General features: G+C 68.4%; 17 protein-coding genes. 5 read left to right on the top strand and 12 right to left on the bottom strand.

Going from position 1 to position 15,164, the window contains the following annotated elements:
* A partial coding sequence (locus JWP60_RS10780) for an Orn/Lys/Arg decarboxylase N-terminal domain-containing protein (protein WP_299790465.1) occupies nt 1–737 on the bottom strand: 737 nt, incomplete at its 3' end.
* A 109-nt stretch (nt 738–846) separates the two neighbouring features.
* On the opposite strand from JWP60_RS10780, the gene JWP60_RS10775 reads away from it, so the two are divergent.
* Nucleotides 847–1,269 carry an NfeD family protein gene (locus JWP60_RS10775; protein WP_299790462.1) on the top strand — a complete coding sequence of 141 codons (423 nt, stop codon included), beginning with the start codon at nt 847–849 and terminating at the stop codon, nt 1,267–1,269.
* Nucleotides 1,270–1,280: 11 nt separating this feature from the next.
* On the top strand, nt 1,281–2,243 hold the full coding sequence (locus JWP60_RS10770; protein ID WP_299790459.1) for a stomatin-like protein: 963 nt from the start codon (nt 1,281–1,283) through the stop codon (nt 2,241–2,243).
* Here the strand turns inward: JWP60_RS10770 and JWP60_RS10765 are convergent.
* Entirely contained in the window at nt 2,213–2,596 is a 384-nt protein-coding gene (locus JWP60_RS10765; protein WP_299790455.1) for a hypothetical protein, read from the bottom strand. The genes JWP60_RS10770 and JWP60_RS10765 overlap by 31 nt on opposite strands.
* A gap of 23 nt (nt 2,597–2,619) precedes the next feature.
* Nucleotides 2,620–4,146, bottom strand: coding sequence for an adenylate/guanylate cyclase domain-containing protein (locus JWP60_RS10760; protein ID WP_299790452.1), 1,527 nt, complete (start codon nt 4,144–4,146; stop codon nt 2,620–2,622).
* 301 nt (nt 4,147–4,447) lie between these two features.
* Here JWP60_RS10760 and JWP60_RS10755 point away from each other — a divergent pair, with 301 nt between their 5' ends.
* The gene (locus JWP60_RS10755; RefSeq protein ID WP_299790449.1) at nt 4,448–4,819 is read left to right on the top strand and encodes a hypothetical protein; all 372 of its coding nucleotides are present in this window, start codon (nt 4,448–4,450) and stop codon (nt 4,817–4,819) included.
* 40 nt (nt 4,820–4,859) lie between these two features.
* On the opposite strand, the gene JWP60_RS10750 is transcribed toward JWP60_RS10755, so the two are convergent.
* From JWP60_RS10750 to JWP60_RS10715, 8 genes are all read right to left on the bottom strand, one after another.
* Complete coding sequence (locus JWP60_RS10750; protein WP_299790446.1) at nt 4,860–5,252, bottom strand: hypothetical protein; 393 nt, start codon at nt 5,250–5,252, stop codon at nt 4,860–4,862.
* A gap of 139 nt (nt 5,253–5,391) precedes the next feature.
* Nucleotides 5,392–5,841 (bottom strand): hypothetical protein, encoded by a 450-nt coding sequence (locus JWP60_RS10745; RefSeq protein WP_299790443.1) that lies wholly within the window; start codon nt 5,839–5,841, stop codon nt 5,392–5,394.
* A 211-nt stretch (nt 5,842–6,052) separates the two neighbouring features.
* Nucleotides 6,053–6,679, bottom strand: coding sequence for a hypothetical protein (locus JWP60_RS10740; protein ID WP_299790440.1), 627 nt, complete (start codon nt 6,677–6,679; stop codon nt 6,053–6,055).
* A 27-nt stretch (nt 6,680–6,706) separates the two neighbouring features.
* On the bottom strand, nt 6,707–9,070 hold the full coding sequence (locus JWP60_RS10735) for a filamentous hemagglutinin N-terminal domain-containing protein (protein WP_299790437.1): 2,364 nt from the start codon (nt 9,068–9,070) through the stop codon (nt 6,707–6,709).
* Nucleotides 9,071–9,083: 13 nt separating this feature from the next.
* Nucleotides 9,084–10,745, bottom strand: a complete 1,662-nt coding sequence (locus JWP60_RS10730; protein ID WP_299790434.1) for a ShlB/FhaC/HecB family hemolysin secretion/activation protein — start codon at nt 10,743–10,745, stop codon at nt 9,084–9,086.
* A 44-nt stretch (nt 10,746–10,789) separates the two neighbouring features.
* Entirely contained in the window at nt 10,790–11,101 is a 312-nt protein-coding gene (locus JWP60_RS10725; RefSeq protein WP_299790431.1) for a BON domain-containing protein, read from the bottom strand.
* 291 nt (nt 11,102–11,392) lie between these two features.
* Nucleotides 11,393–12,571, bottom strand: a complete 1,179-nt coding sequence (locus JWP60_RS10720) for a HAMP domain-containing sensor histidine kinase (protein WP_299790428.1) — start codon at nt 12,569–12,571, stop codon at nt 11,393–11,395.
* A 99-nt stretch (nt 12,572–12,670) separates the two neighbouring features.
* Entirely contained in the window at nt 12,671–12,808 is a 138-nt protein-coding gene (locus tag JWP60_RS10715; protein WP_299790426.1) for a hypothetical protein, read from the bottom strand.
* Between the two features lie 253 nt (nt 12,809–13,061).
* Between JWP60_RS10715 and JWP60_RS10710 the strand changes: the two genes are divergently transcribed.
* Entirely contained in the window at nt 13,062–13,211 is a 150-nt protein-coding gene (locus JWP60_RS10710) for a lmo0937 family membrane protein (RefSeq protein WP_299790423.1), read from the top strand.
* A 172-nt stretch (nt 13,212–13,383) separates the two neighbouring features.
* The gene (locus JWP60_RS10705) at nt 13,384–14,685 is read left to right on the top strand and encodes a cation:proton antiporter (RefSeq protein ID WP_299790420.1); all 1,302 of its coding nucleotides are present in this window, start codon (nt 13,384–13,386) and stop codon (nt 14,683–14,685) included.
* A gap of 120 nt (nt 14,686–14,805) precedes the next feature.
* On the opposite strand, the gene JWP60_RS10700 is transcribed toward JWP60_RS10705, so the two are convergent.
* Nucleotides 14,806–15,117: a BON domain-containing protein gene (locus JWP60_RS10700; protein ID WP_299790417.1), complete on the bottom strand. Its 312-nt coding sequence runs from the start codon at nt 15,115–15,117 to the stop codon at nt 14,806–14,808.
* Nucleotides 15,118–15,164: the final 47 nt, after the last annotated feature.

Below are 15,164 nucleotides of genomic sequence, written 5' to 3'. Positions count from 1 at the left end.
ACCATCTTGTTCGACGTGCTGGTGCCGTTGGTCACGAAGAAGCAGTGGTCGGCGTTGAAGATGCGTGCCGCATTGCGCTCGCTGGCCGCGACCGGACCGGTGTGATCGAGCAGCTGCCCGAGTTCGTCGACCGCGTTGCACACGTCGGCGCGCAGCATGTTCTCGCCGAAGAACTGGTGGAACATCTGGCCCACCGGGCTTTTCAGGAAGGCGACGCCGCCCGAGTGGCCGGGGCAATGCCACGAGTACGAGCCGTCCTCCGCGTAATCGAGCAGCGCCTTGAAGAACGGCGGCTGGATGCCTTCCAGGTAGGACTTGGCTTCCCGGATGATGTGGCGCGCCATGAACTCCGGCGTGTCCTCGTACATGTGGATGAAGCCGTGCAACTCGCGCAGGATGTCGTTGGGCAGGTGCTGCGAGGTCTTCGTTTCGCCGTACACGTAGATCGGCACGTCCAGGTTCTTGCGGCGAACGGTGTCGATGAATCCGCGCAGGTTCAGCACCGCGGGGTCGAGGTCGGGCCCGGGCGTGAACTCCTCGTCGTCGATCGACAGGATGAAAGCGCTGGCGCGGCTTTGCTGCTGCGCGAACTGCGAGAGGTCGCCGTAGCTCGTGACCCCGAGGACCTCGAAGCCCTCGCTTTCGATCGCCTGCGCCAGGGCGCGGATGCCGAGGCCGGACGTGTTCTCCGAACGGTAGTCTTCGTCGATGATGACGATCGGAAAGCGAAACTTCATGCAGGGTCCAGGAGAGGAAAAACGCGAACGAGGGGCGAAGTGTATGAAATCGCCGCACGCGTTGGGCCACGGCCGAGTTTTTCGACCACAATCCGCCGAAAGGGGACTTATGGCTGACTCGACCCTCTGGTGGCTGCTGGCCGGCGCGGCGGTGGCTATCGAACTGCTGACCGGCACCTTCTATCTGCTGATGCTGGGCGTGGGCATGGTGGCGGGCGCGCTCGCGGCGCACGCGGGCACCGGGCAGTCCACGCAACTCGTGGTGGCCGCGGTCGTGGGCGGTTGCGCCCTCGCCGGCTGGCACGTGCTGCGCAAGCGCCGCTTCACCGGCAGCGCGGGCGCCAACGCCAACCTGAATTTCGATGCCGGCGAGCCGGTGCATGTGGATGCATGGACCGTCGACCACACCGCGACCGTGCGTTATCGCGGCACGGTCTGGACGGCGGTGCCTGCGGACGGCACGCCGCAAGGCACGGGGCCGCACCGTGTGCGCAAGGTGGACGGCAGCAAGCTGGTCGTGGAAAAAATCTAAGGGAATCGCAAATGGGTGTCGCCGTCGTTCTGTTCGTCATCGTCGTCATCTTCGTGGCGCGCTCGGTCAAGGTCGTGCCGCAGCAGAACGCCTGGGTGGTCGAGCGCCTGGGCAAGTACCACGCGACGCTGACTCCGGGCCTCAGCATCCTCATCCCCTTCGTCGATCGCGTCGCCTACAAGCACAGCCTGAAAGAGGTGCCGCTGGACGTGCCCAGCCAGGTCTGCATCACGCGCGACAACACGCAACTTCAAGTTGATGGAATCTTGTACTTTCAGGTGACAGATCCGACCCGGGCCAGCTACGGATCGTCCAACTACATCGTGGCGGTGACCCAGCTCGCCCAGACTTCGCTGCGCAGCGTGATCGGCAAGCTGGAACTGGACAAGACCTTCGAGGAGCGGGACATCATCAACGCCCAGGTGGTGCAGGCCATCGACGAGGCGGCCCTGAACTGGGGCGTCAAGGTGCTGCGCTACGAGATCAAGGACCTGACGCCGCCCAAGGAGATCCTGCACGCGATGCAGGCGCAGATCACGGCGGAGCGGGAAAAGCGGGCCCTGATCGCGGCCTCGGAAGGCCGGCGCCAGGAGCAGATCAACATCGCCACCGGCGAGCGCGAAGCCTTCATCGCCCGCTCCGAAGGCGCCAAGCAGGCCGTGATCAACAAGGCGCAGGGCGAGGCCGCGGCGATCGTCGCGGTGGCCGACGCGACGGCCGAGGCGATCCGCAAGGTGGCCGAGGCGATCCGGCAGCCGGGCGGCGAACAGGCCGTGCAATTGAAGGTGGCCGAGCGCGCCGTCGATGCGTTCAGCAACGTCGCCCAGCAATCGAAGACCACGCTGGTGATCCCCGCCAACATGAGCGAGGTGTCGGGGCTGATCGCCTCGGCGATGAAGATGATCTCCGGCACCCGCGCCACGGGCGCGGCGCCGGAGGGACTTCAGAGCTCGTCGGAGCGGTTCGGCCGGTAGTTCGGGCTGAGGGGGCTGGGCCGCGAGCGCAGGCCCGAGGGCAGCAGGTCCTCGAAGTGCGCGCCGAGCTCCTCGACGTGGCGGCGCGCGGCCACCTCGCCGCGGCTGCGGGCCAGCAGCGCCATCAGTTCGCCGCGCATGAACCACAGGGCCTGCAGGTCCATGGCGTAGCGAATGCGCCGCATCAGGCCGGCGGCCCGTTCGCTGTCTTCGCTCTCGGCCAGCGCCAGCATCATGTCGCGGATGTTCTCGAGGGAGCTGCCGTCGTCCGGCCGTGGTCGTGACGAGGCCGTGCTCACGCTGAACATCGCGTAGATGCTGTTCCGGATATCCTTGGTGTTGAACCAGCGCATGGGGGAGTCCTTCTTCTTTTCTTCTAGATGCCTGTGCCGCCAGGGCCAGGGTGTGGGGTCGGGGGCGTCAGTTCGAGGAGTTCGGCGACGGGCAAGCGGGCAAGGTGCGCAGGCACCGCGGCCGGGCCGGCGATCTCCTCGAGACGGGCAAATGTGAACAGCAGGGGCGCCTCGCCGCGGCCGGAGGCCAGGTGCGTCACGCCATAAGTCAGGTGCTGGCGCTCTTCGGGGCCCAGCTTGCCGAGCAGGTTGCGGGTGACCAGGATCGCGCCCGCGCGGCTGGCGCTGGCGAGGTGCTCGGCGTGATCGGCCGCATCGCCGAGAACGCGCAGTTCGCCCTGGCCGGCGGCGCCGACGGCGCCCATCCACTCCTGGCCTTCGGCAATGCCGACGTTGATGCACAGGTCCACGTCCCAGCCCTTGCGCAGCTGCCAGCGATGCGACATCTGCCGCATGGCGTCGCGCGTCTGGTGGGCGGCGGCCAGTGAATTCCAGAGGTAGCTGGCGTCCGCCTGCGGCATGAAGTAGTACGCCAGCACCTCGCCGGCCGTGCGACCGGGGTGGGCGCGATGGCGGCGGAAGATCGCATCGAGCTCGGCCCAGACTTCGTTGACCAGTTCGAAGTACTCCTGGGCGGAGAGCTTGACCCACAGGCCGGCGGCGTCCTGCAATCGTCCGACCAGGACCGCGACCGGAGTCACCAGCGGCGCGGCAACGCCACGCGCGGTGGACGCGGGCAGCGCCGGGGCCGCTTCGGCCTGCTCCTGCGGCAGGTAGGCAAAGAGCACGCCCTGCTGGAACTGCACCGCATGCACCTGCCGCGGGGGAATGGCGCCGGCGCCCGGCAGGCTGGCATGCAGCACCAGACGATCGCGCGCGCTGGCGGACTGCGCATAGAGATCGCGCACGCGGGTGGCGTCTGCGTGGTCGAGGCCCGCGACCACCTGATCGACCGGCAGCGCCCGCGCCCGGGCGATGCGCAGGTGGAAGCGCACCGCAGCCGCAGCGGCGGGGCCAGCCGCCAACAGGTGCGCCAGCACGTTGCCGGTCAGCGGCCCGGCCGCCGGCGCCAGCGGCGACAGTGCGCCGGTGCGTGCCTGCTCGTTGCTCCAGACGATCGCGAGGCGGTCGTCGACCAGGTACGCGGGCTGGTTGCCGAGCGCGTGCGGCAGCGTGAGATTCGGACCGCCAAACTCGGCCGCCGCCGCCGCCACGGGACGGCTCGCTGGCGCCACCCCATGGACCGGGGCCGTTTGGACGGGCCGCGCCGGCGCCGGCTGGTGAACAGCACGCGGCTCGGGGGCCGCCATCGGCGCGGAGGACAACTGCTCGGCAATACGCGCAATGCTCCAGCCTTCGCGCTTGAGGCGCTGGATGCTTTCGATGCGGGCGAGCGTGTCGTCGGGGAAATAGCCGATGCGAGGCGCAGCGCCATGCTCCGGTCCTGGCGGCAGGACCTGGGGCCGCGGCACGAGGCCGCTGGCGATGTAGTTGTTGAGAGTGGCGCGGGAGATGCCGGTTCTCTCGATGATCTCTTTGCTGGTCAGCAAGAGGGCCTCGTATTGGACTGTGTGGAGTGAATCTAACTGTGTCTAGACAGTACGTCAACAGTCCAGGAGCTCGACGTGTGTACTGAACAACAGGTTTTCCGCTGCTGGCTGGGAGAGGTGCGAGATATGCACTGTCTAGGCACTGTCCAATAGATCGGGTTAGACAGTGTCTATAGCCTTGGACAGAGTGCATGTTTGTCACATCTGTCTGGACAGCCATCCAGACAGATATGGCGGTGCGCAGCCCGCCGGAACGGGGCCTGCAGTGACGGCATCTACGCGTCACAACCAGGAGATGCCAGTGGATGCCCAGACCATGTTGCGCACGGCGGTCGTGCTGCTCGCCATCACGGCCGCTGGCGGACTGTCGATGGCCGCGATGCGCTTCGCCGGGCACCCTCGCCCGCCGAGCTGGATCGCAATGCTGCACGGACTGCTGGCCGCATCCGGCCTCACCTTGGTCGTGTACGCGGGGCTCGCCAGCGACATGCCGGCAGGCGGCTGGGGCGGGCTGCTCCTGCTGCTGCTCGCCGTGCTCGGGGGCCTGGTGCTGAACCTGCGCTACCACTCCGAAGGGCTGGCCTTACCCGTCGGACTGATGCTGGGACACGCGGGTGTCGCCGTGGCGGGCTTCCTCGTGCTGGCGCTTTCGGTCTGGAACCTGCAGGCCTGAGCCGCAGCGGCCCACCCGGCCGGCCGCAATCGGCTCGCGCTCAGCGGCTCTTGATTTCCGTCGTCGTCTCGGTCTCGCGGATCAGCCCGCCGCCTTTGACGCTGCCCTCGGTCTTGCCGGCACCGGTGACACGCCGCACGCAAGCATCGCGGTCGGCCGCGGGTTGCGCGCTGCAGCGCTGCGTCGCGTTGCGCGCCAGGTCCGTGTCGGGCGCGTTTGCCAGGCGGCCGCGACGCGCCTCGTCATAGGCCGCCCCGGCCTCCTTGAGGCAGGTGGAGCGTGCCTGGCCCGATTCGCCGCGCAGGCAGCGCGCGCGTTCCTGTTGATACGCCGCTTGCGCCTCGGACTGCTTGCCCTTGCCGGCGGCAAAGCCGGGAGCGGCCGCGGCCGCCAGCGTCAGCGCGAGAGCGCAGTGGATTGCGATGCGATTCACGAATGTCTCCTTGAAAGCGATTTCATCTGCCGACCTCGCTGGTGGATGCCGGCTACGAGCATGGCGGAACGCCGCAAGATCAGCCTTGCAACACGAATGCCGCCACGGCGAAGGGACGACCGCCCTCGTGGCGGGCGCCTCAAATGCGATCAGCGAGCCTGGCACCACCAATGAGCATGATCGAATCGCCGACGCGCCAGCGCGCGGAGTCCGACTGGCTGCTGATTTGCCGTGAGCCGTCGTGCAAGCGAACCGTCAACTCGTACCCGGCGGGCGCTGCGCCTGCCGCCCGAAATGCCCGGACGGTTTCGACGATTCCGCAGGTCCGGCAGCGCGCAGTCAAGCGCGGATTCAGGCCTTCAGTCGCGGCCAGACCCGCCGTGCGGGTGCTACCAGCGGCGGCGGACAGACGGGTCATGGGAGCGGGGGTGACGATATCGCCCGCCCACCCGGCGCGCGGGAGGCTCGCGCCGGCGACGGCGACGAAGGCAGCACAGGCGATGAACCACCCGAGACCAGCCAGCCACAAGGGCTGGACGAAGCGCTTGTGCGCCAGGTTCGGACGGCGCGGTTGGAGAGCGGAATTCATGGCAGCCTTTTGCGTCGTGCGTAGCAGGGATAGGTTGAACCTGGTGCCTGGGAGGCGAGCAGAGAGGTGCAATCGATCCATGGTACTGAGCTTGCCGTAGCTCCTCTGTACGCGACGACACCGACGAGCCGTAGGCGCACGCGCCGCAAATGCGCCGGGATCGTGCCGAGATCCGGCTCGCTGGCCCCGGCGTTTCCAGATCCTCTTCGGCTTACGGCGTGCGCGCGCGAACGTTGGCACCGAACAGCTCGCGCGCGGGGCGCCGCTCCGGCAGCACATAGACCACGCCGGGACCGGCGCGGAACAGCGGCGCCACCACCTTCCGGAAGAAGGCCACGGGCACGTTGATGCAGCCGTAGGTGATCCGGTGCTCCGAGGCCGAGGGACTGGCCAGCCGCTGCAGGCGGCGCTCGCTGGGGACGACGACGACCGGGTGAAGGGCGATGCCGGCGTCGTAGTCGACCCAGAGAATCTCGTCCCCGTGCAGGCTGCGCTCCAGGGAAGCGACGAAGCGGCCGGCCGGGGTCGTGCGCTCCTCGGGCCGGATGCTGGCCACCGGGCGCTGGCCGATGCCCGGGACCGATTCATCGCCCGTGGCCAGTCCGACCAGCGCGGGAGCCGCGCCCCGCAACGCGCCCTTGCCATCGAACACGAACACGCGCGACTGCACCTTGTCGACGATGACGAAGGGCAGACCGGCGTGGTCCTGCGAATCGAGCACCCAGTCGGCCACCTGCCGCGCCTCGGCGGACGGCGCTTGCTGCCGGAAGTCCGCGGGCAGCGCGACGGACGCGATTGGCCATGCCAGTGCGAACGCCGCCGCCAGCAGCCAGAGCATGCGCAAGCACATCCGATGCGCCATCGGCTAGTACCGGTAAGGCTTGGCAGGCCGGGCCGCAGCGGGTGCCGGCGCCGCCGCGGGTGCTGCCACCGGCACGGGCACGGGCACGGCCGCAGGGGCCGGCGCGACGATCTGCACGGGGGCTGCCGCAGCTGGGGCCTGTACCACGACGATCTCCATGGGTGCCTCGCTCGCAGGAGCCACGACCAGCAGTGGCACCGGCGGCTGCAGCAGCAGCGGCGCCACCACGAAGGGGGCGAACTGCGGCAGGACTGCGGTGCCGAAACCCGCACCGGGCACGTCCACCCCCGGCACCACCGCCGACGGCGGCACGACGACCGGTGGTGGCGGTGCGGCACCAGGTGCGGGCGCGGGCGCGGAGCCTGGTGCGGGTGCCGGCGCGGGTGCCGGCGGCACCACCACCGCGGCCAGCACCGTCCCCGTGGTTCGCGCCACGATCGGACCGCAGCACGAGACCGGCAGGGCATAGAGCGCTGCATTCGGGCCCTGCAGCGTGTAGCCGGTGAAGGTGATCGACTTGCCGGAGCCCGAAAGGGCAGTGTCGAAGTTCGCGCTGCTGCCGGGCCCTGCCACCAGCGAGACGCCGGCGGGGTTGCCGGCCAGGCCCACCAGGGTCGTGCCCGTCGTGCCGTCGGCGGTCTTGTCGGCACTGACGCCGAACACCAGCATGTGCTGGGTCAGCGTCGCGCCGTTGGTCAGTGTGAAGTTGCCGGCATAGCTGTTCGGGGTGGCGTAGTTCACCGGGGTGTAGTTCACGGTGACGTCGGCGTTGGGACCCGTGACCGTAGCCTTGGGCGCCAGGGGTGCGAACACCACCGTGCCGCCGGCCACGCCCGGTCCGGTGCCGCCGGTCCCGGCATTGAGGACGAGGCCGCTGGGCAGGCCCAGGCTCTGCGCCGGGATGCTGCTGCCGCGCGTGAGCACGAAGGCCGAAGCGATGCTGATGTCGTTGGCCGCGCACACCATCAGGTTGCCGTCGGTGGTCGTCATGGCGGCCGACGCTGTGAAGACCGCGTTGCGCCCGGCGCCCAGCAGCACGCTGCCGTTGGTGGTGGTGATGGCTGCATCCACGTTGATGTCACGCGCACAGCACACCACGAGGTTGCCGTTGACCGCCGTGATCGGCCGGTTCACGTTGACGTCCCGGCTCGCGTTCAGGCTCAGGGTCGTCGTGCTCGGCGCGGCCGTCCAGCTCACCGCGTCGTTCACATTGATGTCGCCGTTGCCCGCGACGGCGGTGTTCAGGTTCGTCACGGGCGGGGTGCCGGCGACGGTGGTGTCCGGGCCCGGGGCCGTGGTGATGGTCACGCTGTTGGTGACCAGCAGTGCCGACAGCGTGGCGCCGCTGATGTTGTCGTTGGCGCCGGTGCCGATGGTGAAGTCCTGCGGGTCGATCAGCCATTCGCCCGTGCGGCCGAAGGGCGCGGCGGTGGTCACCTGCGCGCCGTCATGTACGTTCACCCGGCCGGCAGAGGTCTCGATGAAACCGCCGTCCCCGCCCTGCGGCGCGCTGGCATCCAGCTGGCCGGCCAGGTCGATCGTGCCCTCCCCCATGGTCCCCAGCAGCCGGATCGTGCCGTTGTGGTTGGCGATCGTGCGCGCCTGGATGACACCGGTGTTGTTGACCGCGGACGACAGCAGCGACCCCGCCGCCTGCGTCGTCAGAACCACCTGGCCGCCGTCGGCCTGCAGCAAGCCGCCGTTGCGCACCAGCGCAGCGAGCGCAGCGCGATCGACGGTGACGTTCAGCAGGTTGTCGCCCAGCACGTCGAGCGTGATGCCCTCGCCCGCGGCCAGCACCACGCTGCCCAGGCGCGCGGAGATCGTGCCCTGGTTGGACACGTCGCTGCCCAGGAGAGCGACGAAGCCGCCATCGGCATTGATCGTGCCCTGGTTGACGACGGCGCCGTGGCCGGTGCCCGTGAACACGTAGTGTCCGGCCATGAAGTCGCTGTCGGTGATGTTCAGCGTCGAGGCGACCAGGCCGCCGACGTTGACGGACGCACCGGGGCCGAACAGCACGCCGCCCGGGTTGACCAGGAAGACGCGCCCGTTGGCCGAGAGGCTGCCGAAGATGGCGGAGGGATCGGGTCCGGTCACGCGGTTCAGGGTCACCGAACTGCTGCCAGGCTGCACGAACTGCACCGACTCCCCGGCGGCGATGCCGAAGCCCTGCCAGTTGATGATGGCGCCGGGCGTGGTCTGCGTGATCGTGGTGTGGACGCCGGTGCTCGCGATGCTCGCGGCGCCGCCGGCGACCACGCCGCCCACTGGCGCGCCCTGCGCCTGGAAGGACACCAGCATGGCCAGTGCCAGCACTGCGAGCGCATAAGGCGGCGCCGATGCCCGGGATTGACCTTGATTCATGATGCTGGCTTTCCTAGAGATATTTGACGAGCTGGATCCAGAAGCGACCCGAACGATCGGGGGCCGAGAGGGCCGGCTCGCTGCCAAGCTGGTGGGCGTAGTACGCCCGCACCAGGAAGTTGCCGGGGTCGCCCCAGTTGATGCCTACGCCGGCACCGCTCAGGGTGCGCTGGTTGTCGCCCGCCAGCCAGGGATCGCGGTTCAGTCGGACGTGGCCGCTGTCGACGAAGGCGACGAGTTGCATGCGGCCGGGAATCGCAGCGGGCAGCGGCGGCAGGTCCATGCGACCCTCCAGCGTCACGAGGTAACCCTCGTCGGCATACGCTTCGCCTTCCGGATAGGCGCGCACGCCGTTCATCCCGCCGAGCTCCATCTTTTCCGAGACGTCGAGGTTCCTGGAGGCGAGCTGGCCGTTGATGCCTGCGTACAGCGAGAACGGTCCGCCGCCCAGGCGCTGCAGGCGCGTCGCGCCGAAGGACAGCTTGTCGAAGTGGCCGTTGGTGCGCGCAGTCGCCGCATCCAGTGCCAGGGCCGCCGGCGTCTCGATCTCCAGTTCACCGGTCGCCCAGGTGAGGAAGTACGAGTCGGCTCCGCCGCCCCCGAACCCGTCGCGGTGGTCGCCGAGCAAGCTGGCCATGAGCACGCGCGAGTTGCGCTCGGTGTCCGAGGGGACGGCATCCACCCGGTCGTCGAACTGCTTGGCGTCGAACGCGAGCTGCGCGTACAGGTTGCTGTTGCGGCTGCGCACGATCGGGTAGCGGCCGTAGATGCTGGCGATCTGCGCCGTGCCGTGCGCACCCAGGCTCTCGAATTCCCTGCCGAGCCGATAGTCCAGGTGGCTGTACGCGACGCCCACCTGCGCGACGCCGACCTGCATCTGGTAGGAGAGGCGGGCGTACTTCAGGCCCTCGCCGGAGGTGAGCACGCGCAGGCTGGCGACGTCGCCCAGCCCGAAGGGCTCGTTCACGTTGACCGTGGCACCCACCCGGTATTGGCCGGTGAAACGGTTGCCACCGTTGTCGGCATCGACGCTGCCGGTCACCCGCTCGCCCGGCGTGACGTCGACCATCAGGTCCGAAGTACCGACCGAGGCGCCGGGCACCAGCGTGGACCGGACGTTCACCCCGGGCACGTCGGACAGCAGCAGCAGACTGCGCTCCACGGGTGCGGTGGCCAGCACGTCGCCGGGTACGAGGCCGGCCACTGCGCTCTGGCCGACCCGTTCGGACAGGTTCGTCTGGTCGCGCAACTGCACGCGGCCAAGCCGCCCCTCGCTCACGGCGATGGTCACCGTGCCGTCGCGGATGTCCTGCGCCGGCAGGTAAGCCTGCGCGACGAAGTACCCGTTGCGCCGGTAGTACTCGGAGATGCTGGCGGCCATGCGCTGCAGGTCCGCCAAGGACAGCTCGGCGCCCGGGCGAAAGCCGGTCAGGGCGATCAGGTCTGCCTCCGGGAAGCGCACGGCGCCTTCCAGCCGCAGCGTGTTCACCACAATCCGCACGGCATCGGCGGGCCCCGTTGCCGGGGCGGCGCGCTGCTCGATGCGGATCTCGGGTTCAGGCCGCGGCGCCGGCGGCGGTTGCGGGACCTGGATGGCCCCCGCGGTCGGGGGCTGCTGGGCCGACACCCCCTGGCACAGGGCAAGCAAGGCCAGGGAGAGCAGGCAACGATTCAAGGGGGATGCGGCGGTGCGGATGGGTGTCACTTGCGGGCCGGCGCTCACGGCCTGACGCTGATGTCGTTGCGCACCGTGCGCACGCCGGCGACATTGCGCGCGATCGATTCGGCCGTGGTGCGCTCGGTGTTGTTCTTGGCAAAGCCGGAAAGCAGCACCATGCCATTGAGCGTCTCGACCTTGATGCTCGATGCGTCGACGTCGCGGTTGTCGACGAAGCGGGCCTTGACGCTGGTGGTGATGGCGGTGTCGTCCACATAGCCGCCGACGGTTTCCTGGCCGCGCGTCACGGCGCAGCCGCCAAGGCCGATCAGGAAAGCGGCCAGTGCGGCAGCGAGGAGAGTACGGGTGTTCATTGGATTTCCGATTCGAAAAAAGGGGACCGGTGATTCGGGACGGAGGCCGCGCGTCAGGCGCGACGCTCGCCGACGAGGTTCACGGTGACGGCGCGCCGGGGACCTCGTTCAGCCCGCAGAGTAAGCAGTGTGTTCGCCGCTGTCTGTCCGCCACCGTACGGACGCCCCGCAGTACGGGCCCTGCACTCGCGGATCGCCATCGAAAATGGAGCGCCGTGTCTCCCGGCGGCCAGCGCAAGTGGCTGCTTGCGGTCCTTCGCCACGATGGACCGATAGCCCCCTACGCGGGGCTCAGGCGCTCGGCAGGTTTGGCGGTTCTCGCCTTCTGTCCGCGGCCACGGGCGGTGTACGGGGCAAGCGAACAGAAAAAGTCGTGCCCTCGACGCCGGAGCTGACTGCAACCGAGCCGCCATGCGCCACGGCTATTTCCCTGGTGATGTACAGCCCCAGGCCCAGACCCGAGGAGCCGGCTCGCCTCTCGGCATCCGTCGTGGGGATCTGGCGCAGCGGCGAGAACAAGTTCTGCTGGACGTCCGCAGGAATGGGTCGACCCTCGTTCTGGACCTGCACACTGACAGCGTCGTCTTCTCCACTTGCCACCACCAGGACCGGCTGCCCTTGCGCCCCGTGCTGGACGGCATTGGCAACAAGGTTTGCCAGCATCTGTGCAACGCGCGCCGCATCCCAGCGGCCGGTCAGGTCACCGGTCAAAGACAGCTCTATCCTGCTTTCCGGGTGCAGTGTGGAGACCTCGCTGACGATGTTCTGCGCTACCTCGGCGAGATCAGCCGGTGCGGGCGTGATGGGCAGCGCTACACCGAAGGCCGTTTGCGTGAAATCCAGAATGTCATTGACCATCCCTTTCATCCGCTCCGCTGCCGTCACGATGCGCGCCACAGCTTTGGTCTGACCTCCCGTAAGGGTGTCCGCGCGCAGCAGGTAGTGAGCGCTCATGTGAACGACTCCGAGGGGGGTCCGCAGGTCGTGCCCAAGCACACCGAGCAGCAGGTTGCGCGAGTCATCCACTTTCTTCGTGTACAGCGAAGCCGACTCGGAGAGGGCCTGGTCCATGGCCTCGCCAAAGCGCGTCAGTTCATCCAGGTCTTCGCGGTTTGCTTGCTGGACCTGCGTGGCCCACCGCCGGATGACGGAGGCGCGCAAGGCCCGGAACTCCGACACCAGGTCGTCGAGCGAGAACCCCTGGTCGAACCGCTGCACGGCGTGTTCCCGTGCAATGCGCGTGATGTCGGGCGCGTTATCCGGCTTGTTGCCCTGGGACTTGTCGTGGGTCGCCTGCACGCCTTGCGCCTGCCCGATGTCGGCCGCAATCGCCAGCAAGAGAACTCTCGCGTGGTCGGCAAGCTCCTTGCGTGTGGAGTCGTCCGACGGAGGCAGCCTCGTCTGGGCGAATTCCACCCACTCCTCGAGGATTCCAGCGACCTGTTGCTCGATCAATCCGCAGATGTTCATGACCTACCCCTTGGGACCTGCGTTCGTCTCCGGCGAACCTCGCGGCAGCGAGAGCGGTGATTCTGACCGTGCGCATTCGGCCGCTGGAGCCCAAGCGCGCTACTTGTCCGCGTCAGGCTCCTTGCGAAAAAGAGGTCGCAGTGCCACGAACACCGCGACGGCGGCGATCGCGGATCCGGCCATGAGGTTCCAGACTTCAGCAACCGCAAAGGCAATCGCCGACAGGACGATCGCCATTCTCAGGTGCTTCTCCCACGGCCGGCGCATGCTGTTCCAGTCCTTCCCCGATGCCCCGACTCGGCAGGGCGGCTTGCAGTGTACAGCTGAGGCACCTACGCGCGATCCATCGCGCCTCCTACACACGAGCTAGGTGGCCCGCGTTAACTTCCAGCTGTTGACAGGCCGACGGCCCCGGCAGCGATGCCGAGCGTGGAGCACTTTCGATCATGTTCGCGGCCATGCCAAGCCGCATGACTCGCAAGGAACTCCCATGCTTTACACCATCGCCCTCATCCTGTTGATCCTGTGGGCCCTCGGCCTGGTCACCTCCGTCACCATGGGCGGCTTCGTGCACGCCCTGCTGGTGATCGCGATCATTCTCGTGATCTTCCGGCTGGTGAGCGGCCGCAAGGTCCTCTGACTGCGAGGCCCGAGCCCTCGCGCCAGGACAAGGGAGCTTCGGCTCCCTTTTTTGCGTCCCGCGAACATCCCTGGTGTTCAGTCTTGTGTCGGGCCCGGGCGCGGGCGCGGCCATCGCCGCCTTCGCGGCCGCCACTCCAGGGAGCCGTAGAACACGCCGCTATCATCGTCCGATGTCGGTAGCGGTATGGGCCTTGTTCGTGGGCGCGTTGATGGTCACGATGGTCGTGGCCGGCACCCTGCTCGGGCGGCTTCCGCTGAGTAGTGCGATGGTGTACCTGGCAGTGGGCTGGATGCTGGGACCCGATGCCATGAACGTGCTGCGACCCGACCCTTTCGTGCATTCGGGTGCGCTGGAGCGGCTGGCCGAAGTCGCCCTGCTGATCTCGCTGTTCGCGGTGGGCATGCAGCTCGGTGTCCCGCTGCGCGATCGCCGCTGGCGCTTGCCCGCGCGGCTTGCCGTCGTCTCCATGATCGCGATGGTGGCGCTGGTCGCCGCGATCGGAGTGTGGCTGCTGGACCTGCCGCTGGGGGCCGGGATCCTGCTGGGCGCCATCCTTGCGCCGACCGATCCCGTGCTTGCGTCCGGGGTGCATTCCGAGCCCGGCGCCAAGCCGGACCGCCTGGGGTTCAGCCTTGCCGGCGAAGGGGGACTGAACGACGGCACGGCCTTCCCCTTCGTGATGCTGGGACTCGGTTTGCTGGGTCTCGAGGAACTCGGTCCCGGCTTTGCCAGGTGGTGGGGCATCCACCTGCTGTGGGCAACGCTGGGCGGCATCGCGATCGGAGCGGTGCTGGGATCCGCCGCGGGCCGCCTCGTGGTGTATCTGCGCAGCCGCCATGGCCAGGCCGTCGGCCTCGACGAGTTCCTGGGGCTGGGCCTGATCGGCATGGCATACGGGCTGGCCCAGATCAGCGTCGCCTCCGGTTTCCTGGCGGTCTTTGCTGCCGGCCTGGCCTTGCAGCGCGTGCGCGAAGGGCCGCGGCTCGCGCAGCAAACGCCTGCTGCTGCCACTGCGCCGGCGCAGGACGGATCGCTGCGAACGCACCATGCCGGCGACATGCAGGATGCGGTGCAGGCGTTCAACGAGCAGCTCGAGAAAGTGGCGGAGCTGGCGTTGGTGCTGATGGTGGGGGCGATGCTGGCCTACGCTCGCTTGGTGCCGGCCGTGTGGTGGTTCGTGCCGCTGCTGCTGTTCGTGCTGCGACCGCTCTCGGTGCTGGCCGCACTGCCTGGCGAAAACCTGAGCCGTCCGCAGCAAACGATGATTGGCTGGTTCGGCATTCGGGGCATCGGCTCGGTCTTCTATCTCTTGTTCGCGCTGCGCCACGGGCTGCCGGCGCCGATCGCCGACATGCTGGTCTCCCTGACGCTCTGGACGGTGGCGGCATCGATCACGGTGCACGGCCTCACCGCGCAGCCGCTGATGGTTCGCTACACGCAATGGCGGCGGCGCGACCGCCACCTGCGCTAGCAGCTGCGGCCGCAGCGGGCCACCGGAACGGCACGGCAGGAAGGGACGCTTACCGCGAGCGCCAATGGCACGGCGCAGTGCAATGCGATGCGGTGCACGACGCTCTCCCGCTCTCGCGGATCACGGCCTGACGCTGATCTCGTTGCGCACCGTGCGCACGCCGCCGACCTCGCGCGCGATCGATTCAGCGGTGGTGCGTTCGGTGTTGTTCTTGGCAAAGCCGGAAAGGAGCACGGTGCCGTTGAGGGTCTCCACCTTGATGCTCGCTGCATCGACCTGCCGGTTCTCGACGAAGCGGGCCTTCACGCTGGTGGTGATGGCGGTGTCGTCGACATAGCCGCCAACGGTTTCCTGGCCGCGCGTCACGGCGCAGCCGCCCAGGGCGATCAGGGAAGCGGCAAGCGCGAAAGCAAAGAGGGTACGAGTGTTCATGAGGTTTCCAATGGCAAGGGGATGGGTTCGGGGTTCGTCGCTGCCGG

Source organism: Ramlibacter sp., from assembly GCF_028291745.1.
GTDB lineage: Bacteria > Pseudomonadota > Gammaproteobacteria > Burkholderiales > Burkholderiaceae_C > Ramlibacter.
Note: the sequence above shows the minus strand (reverse complement) of the source record. Positions and strands in the feature narration are given on the sequence as shown.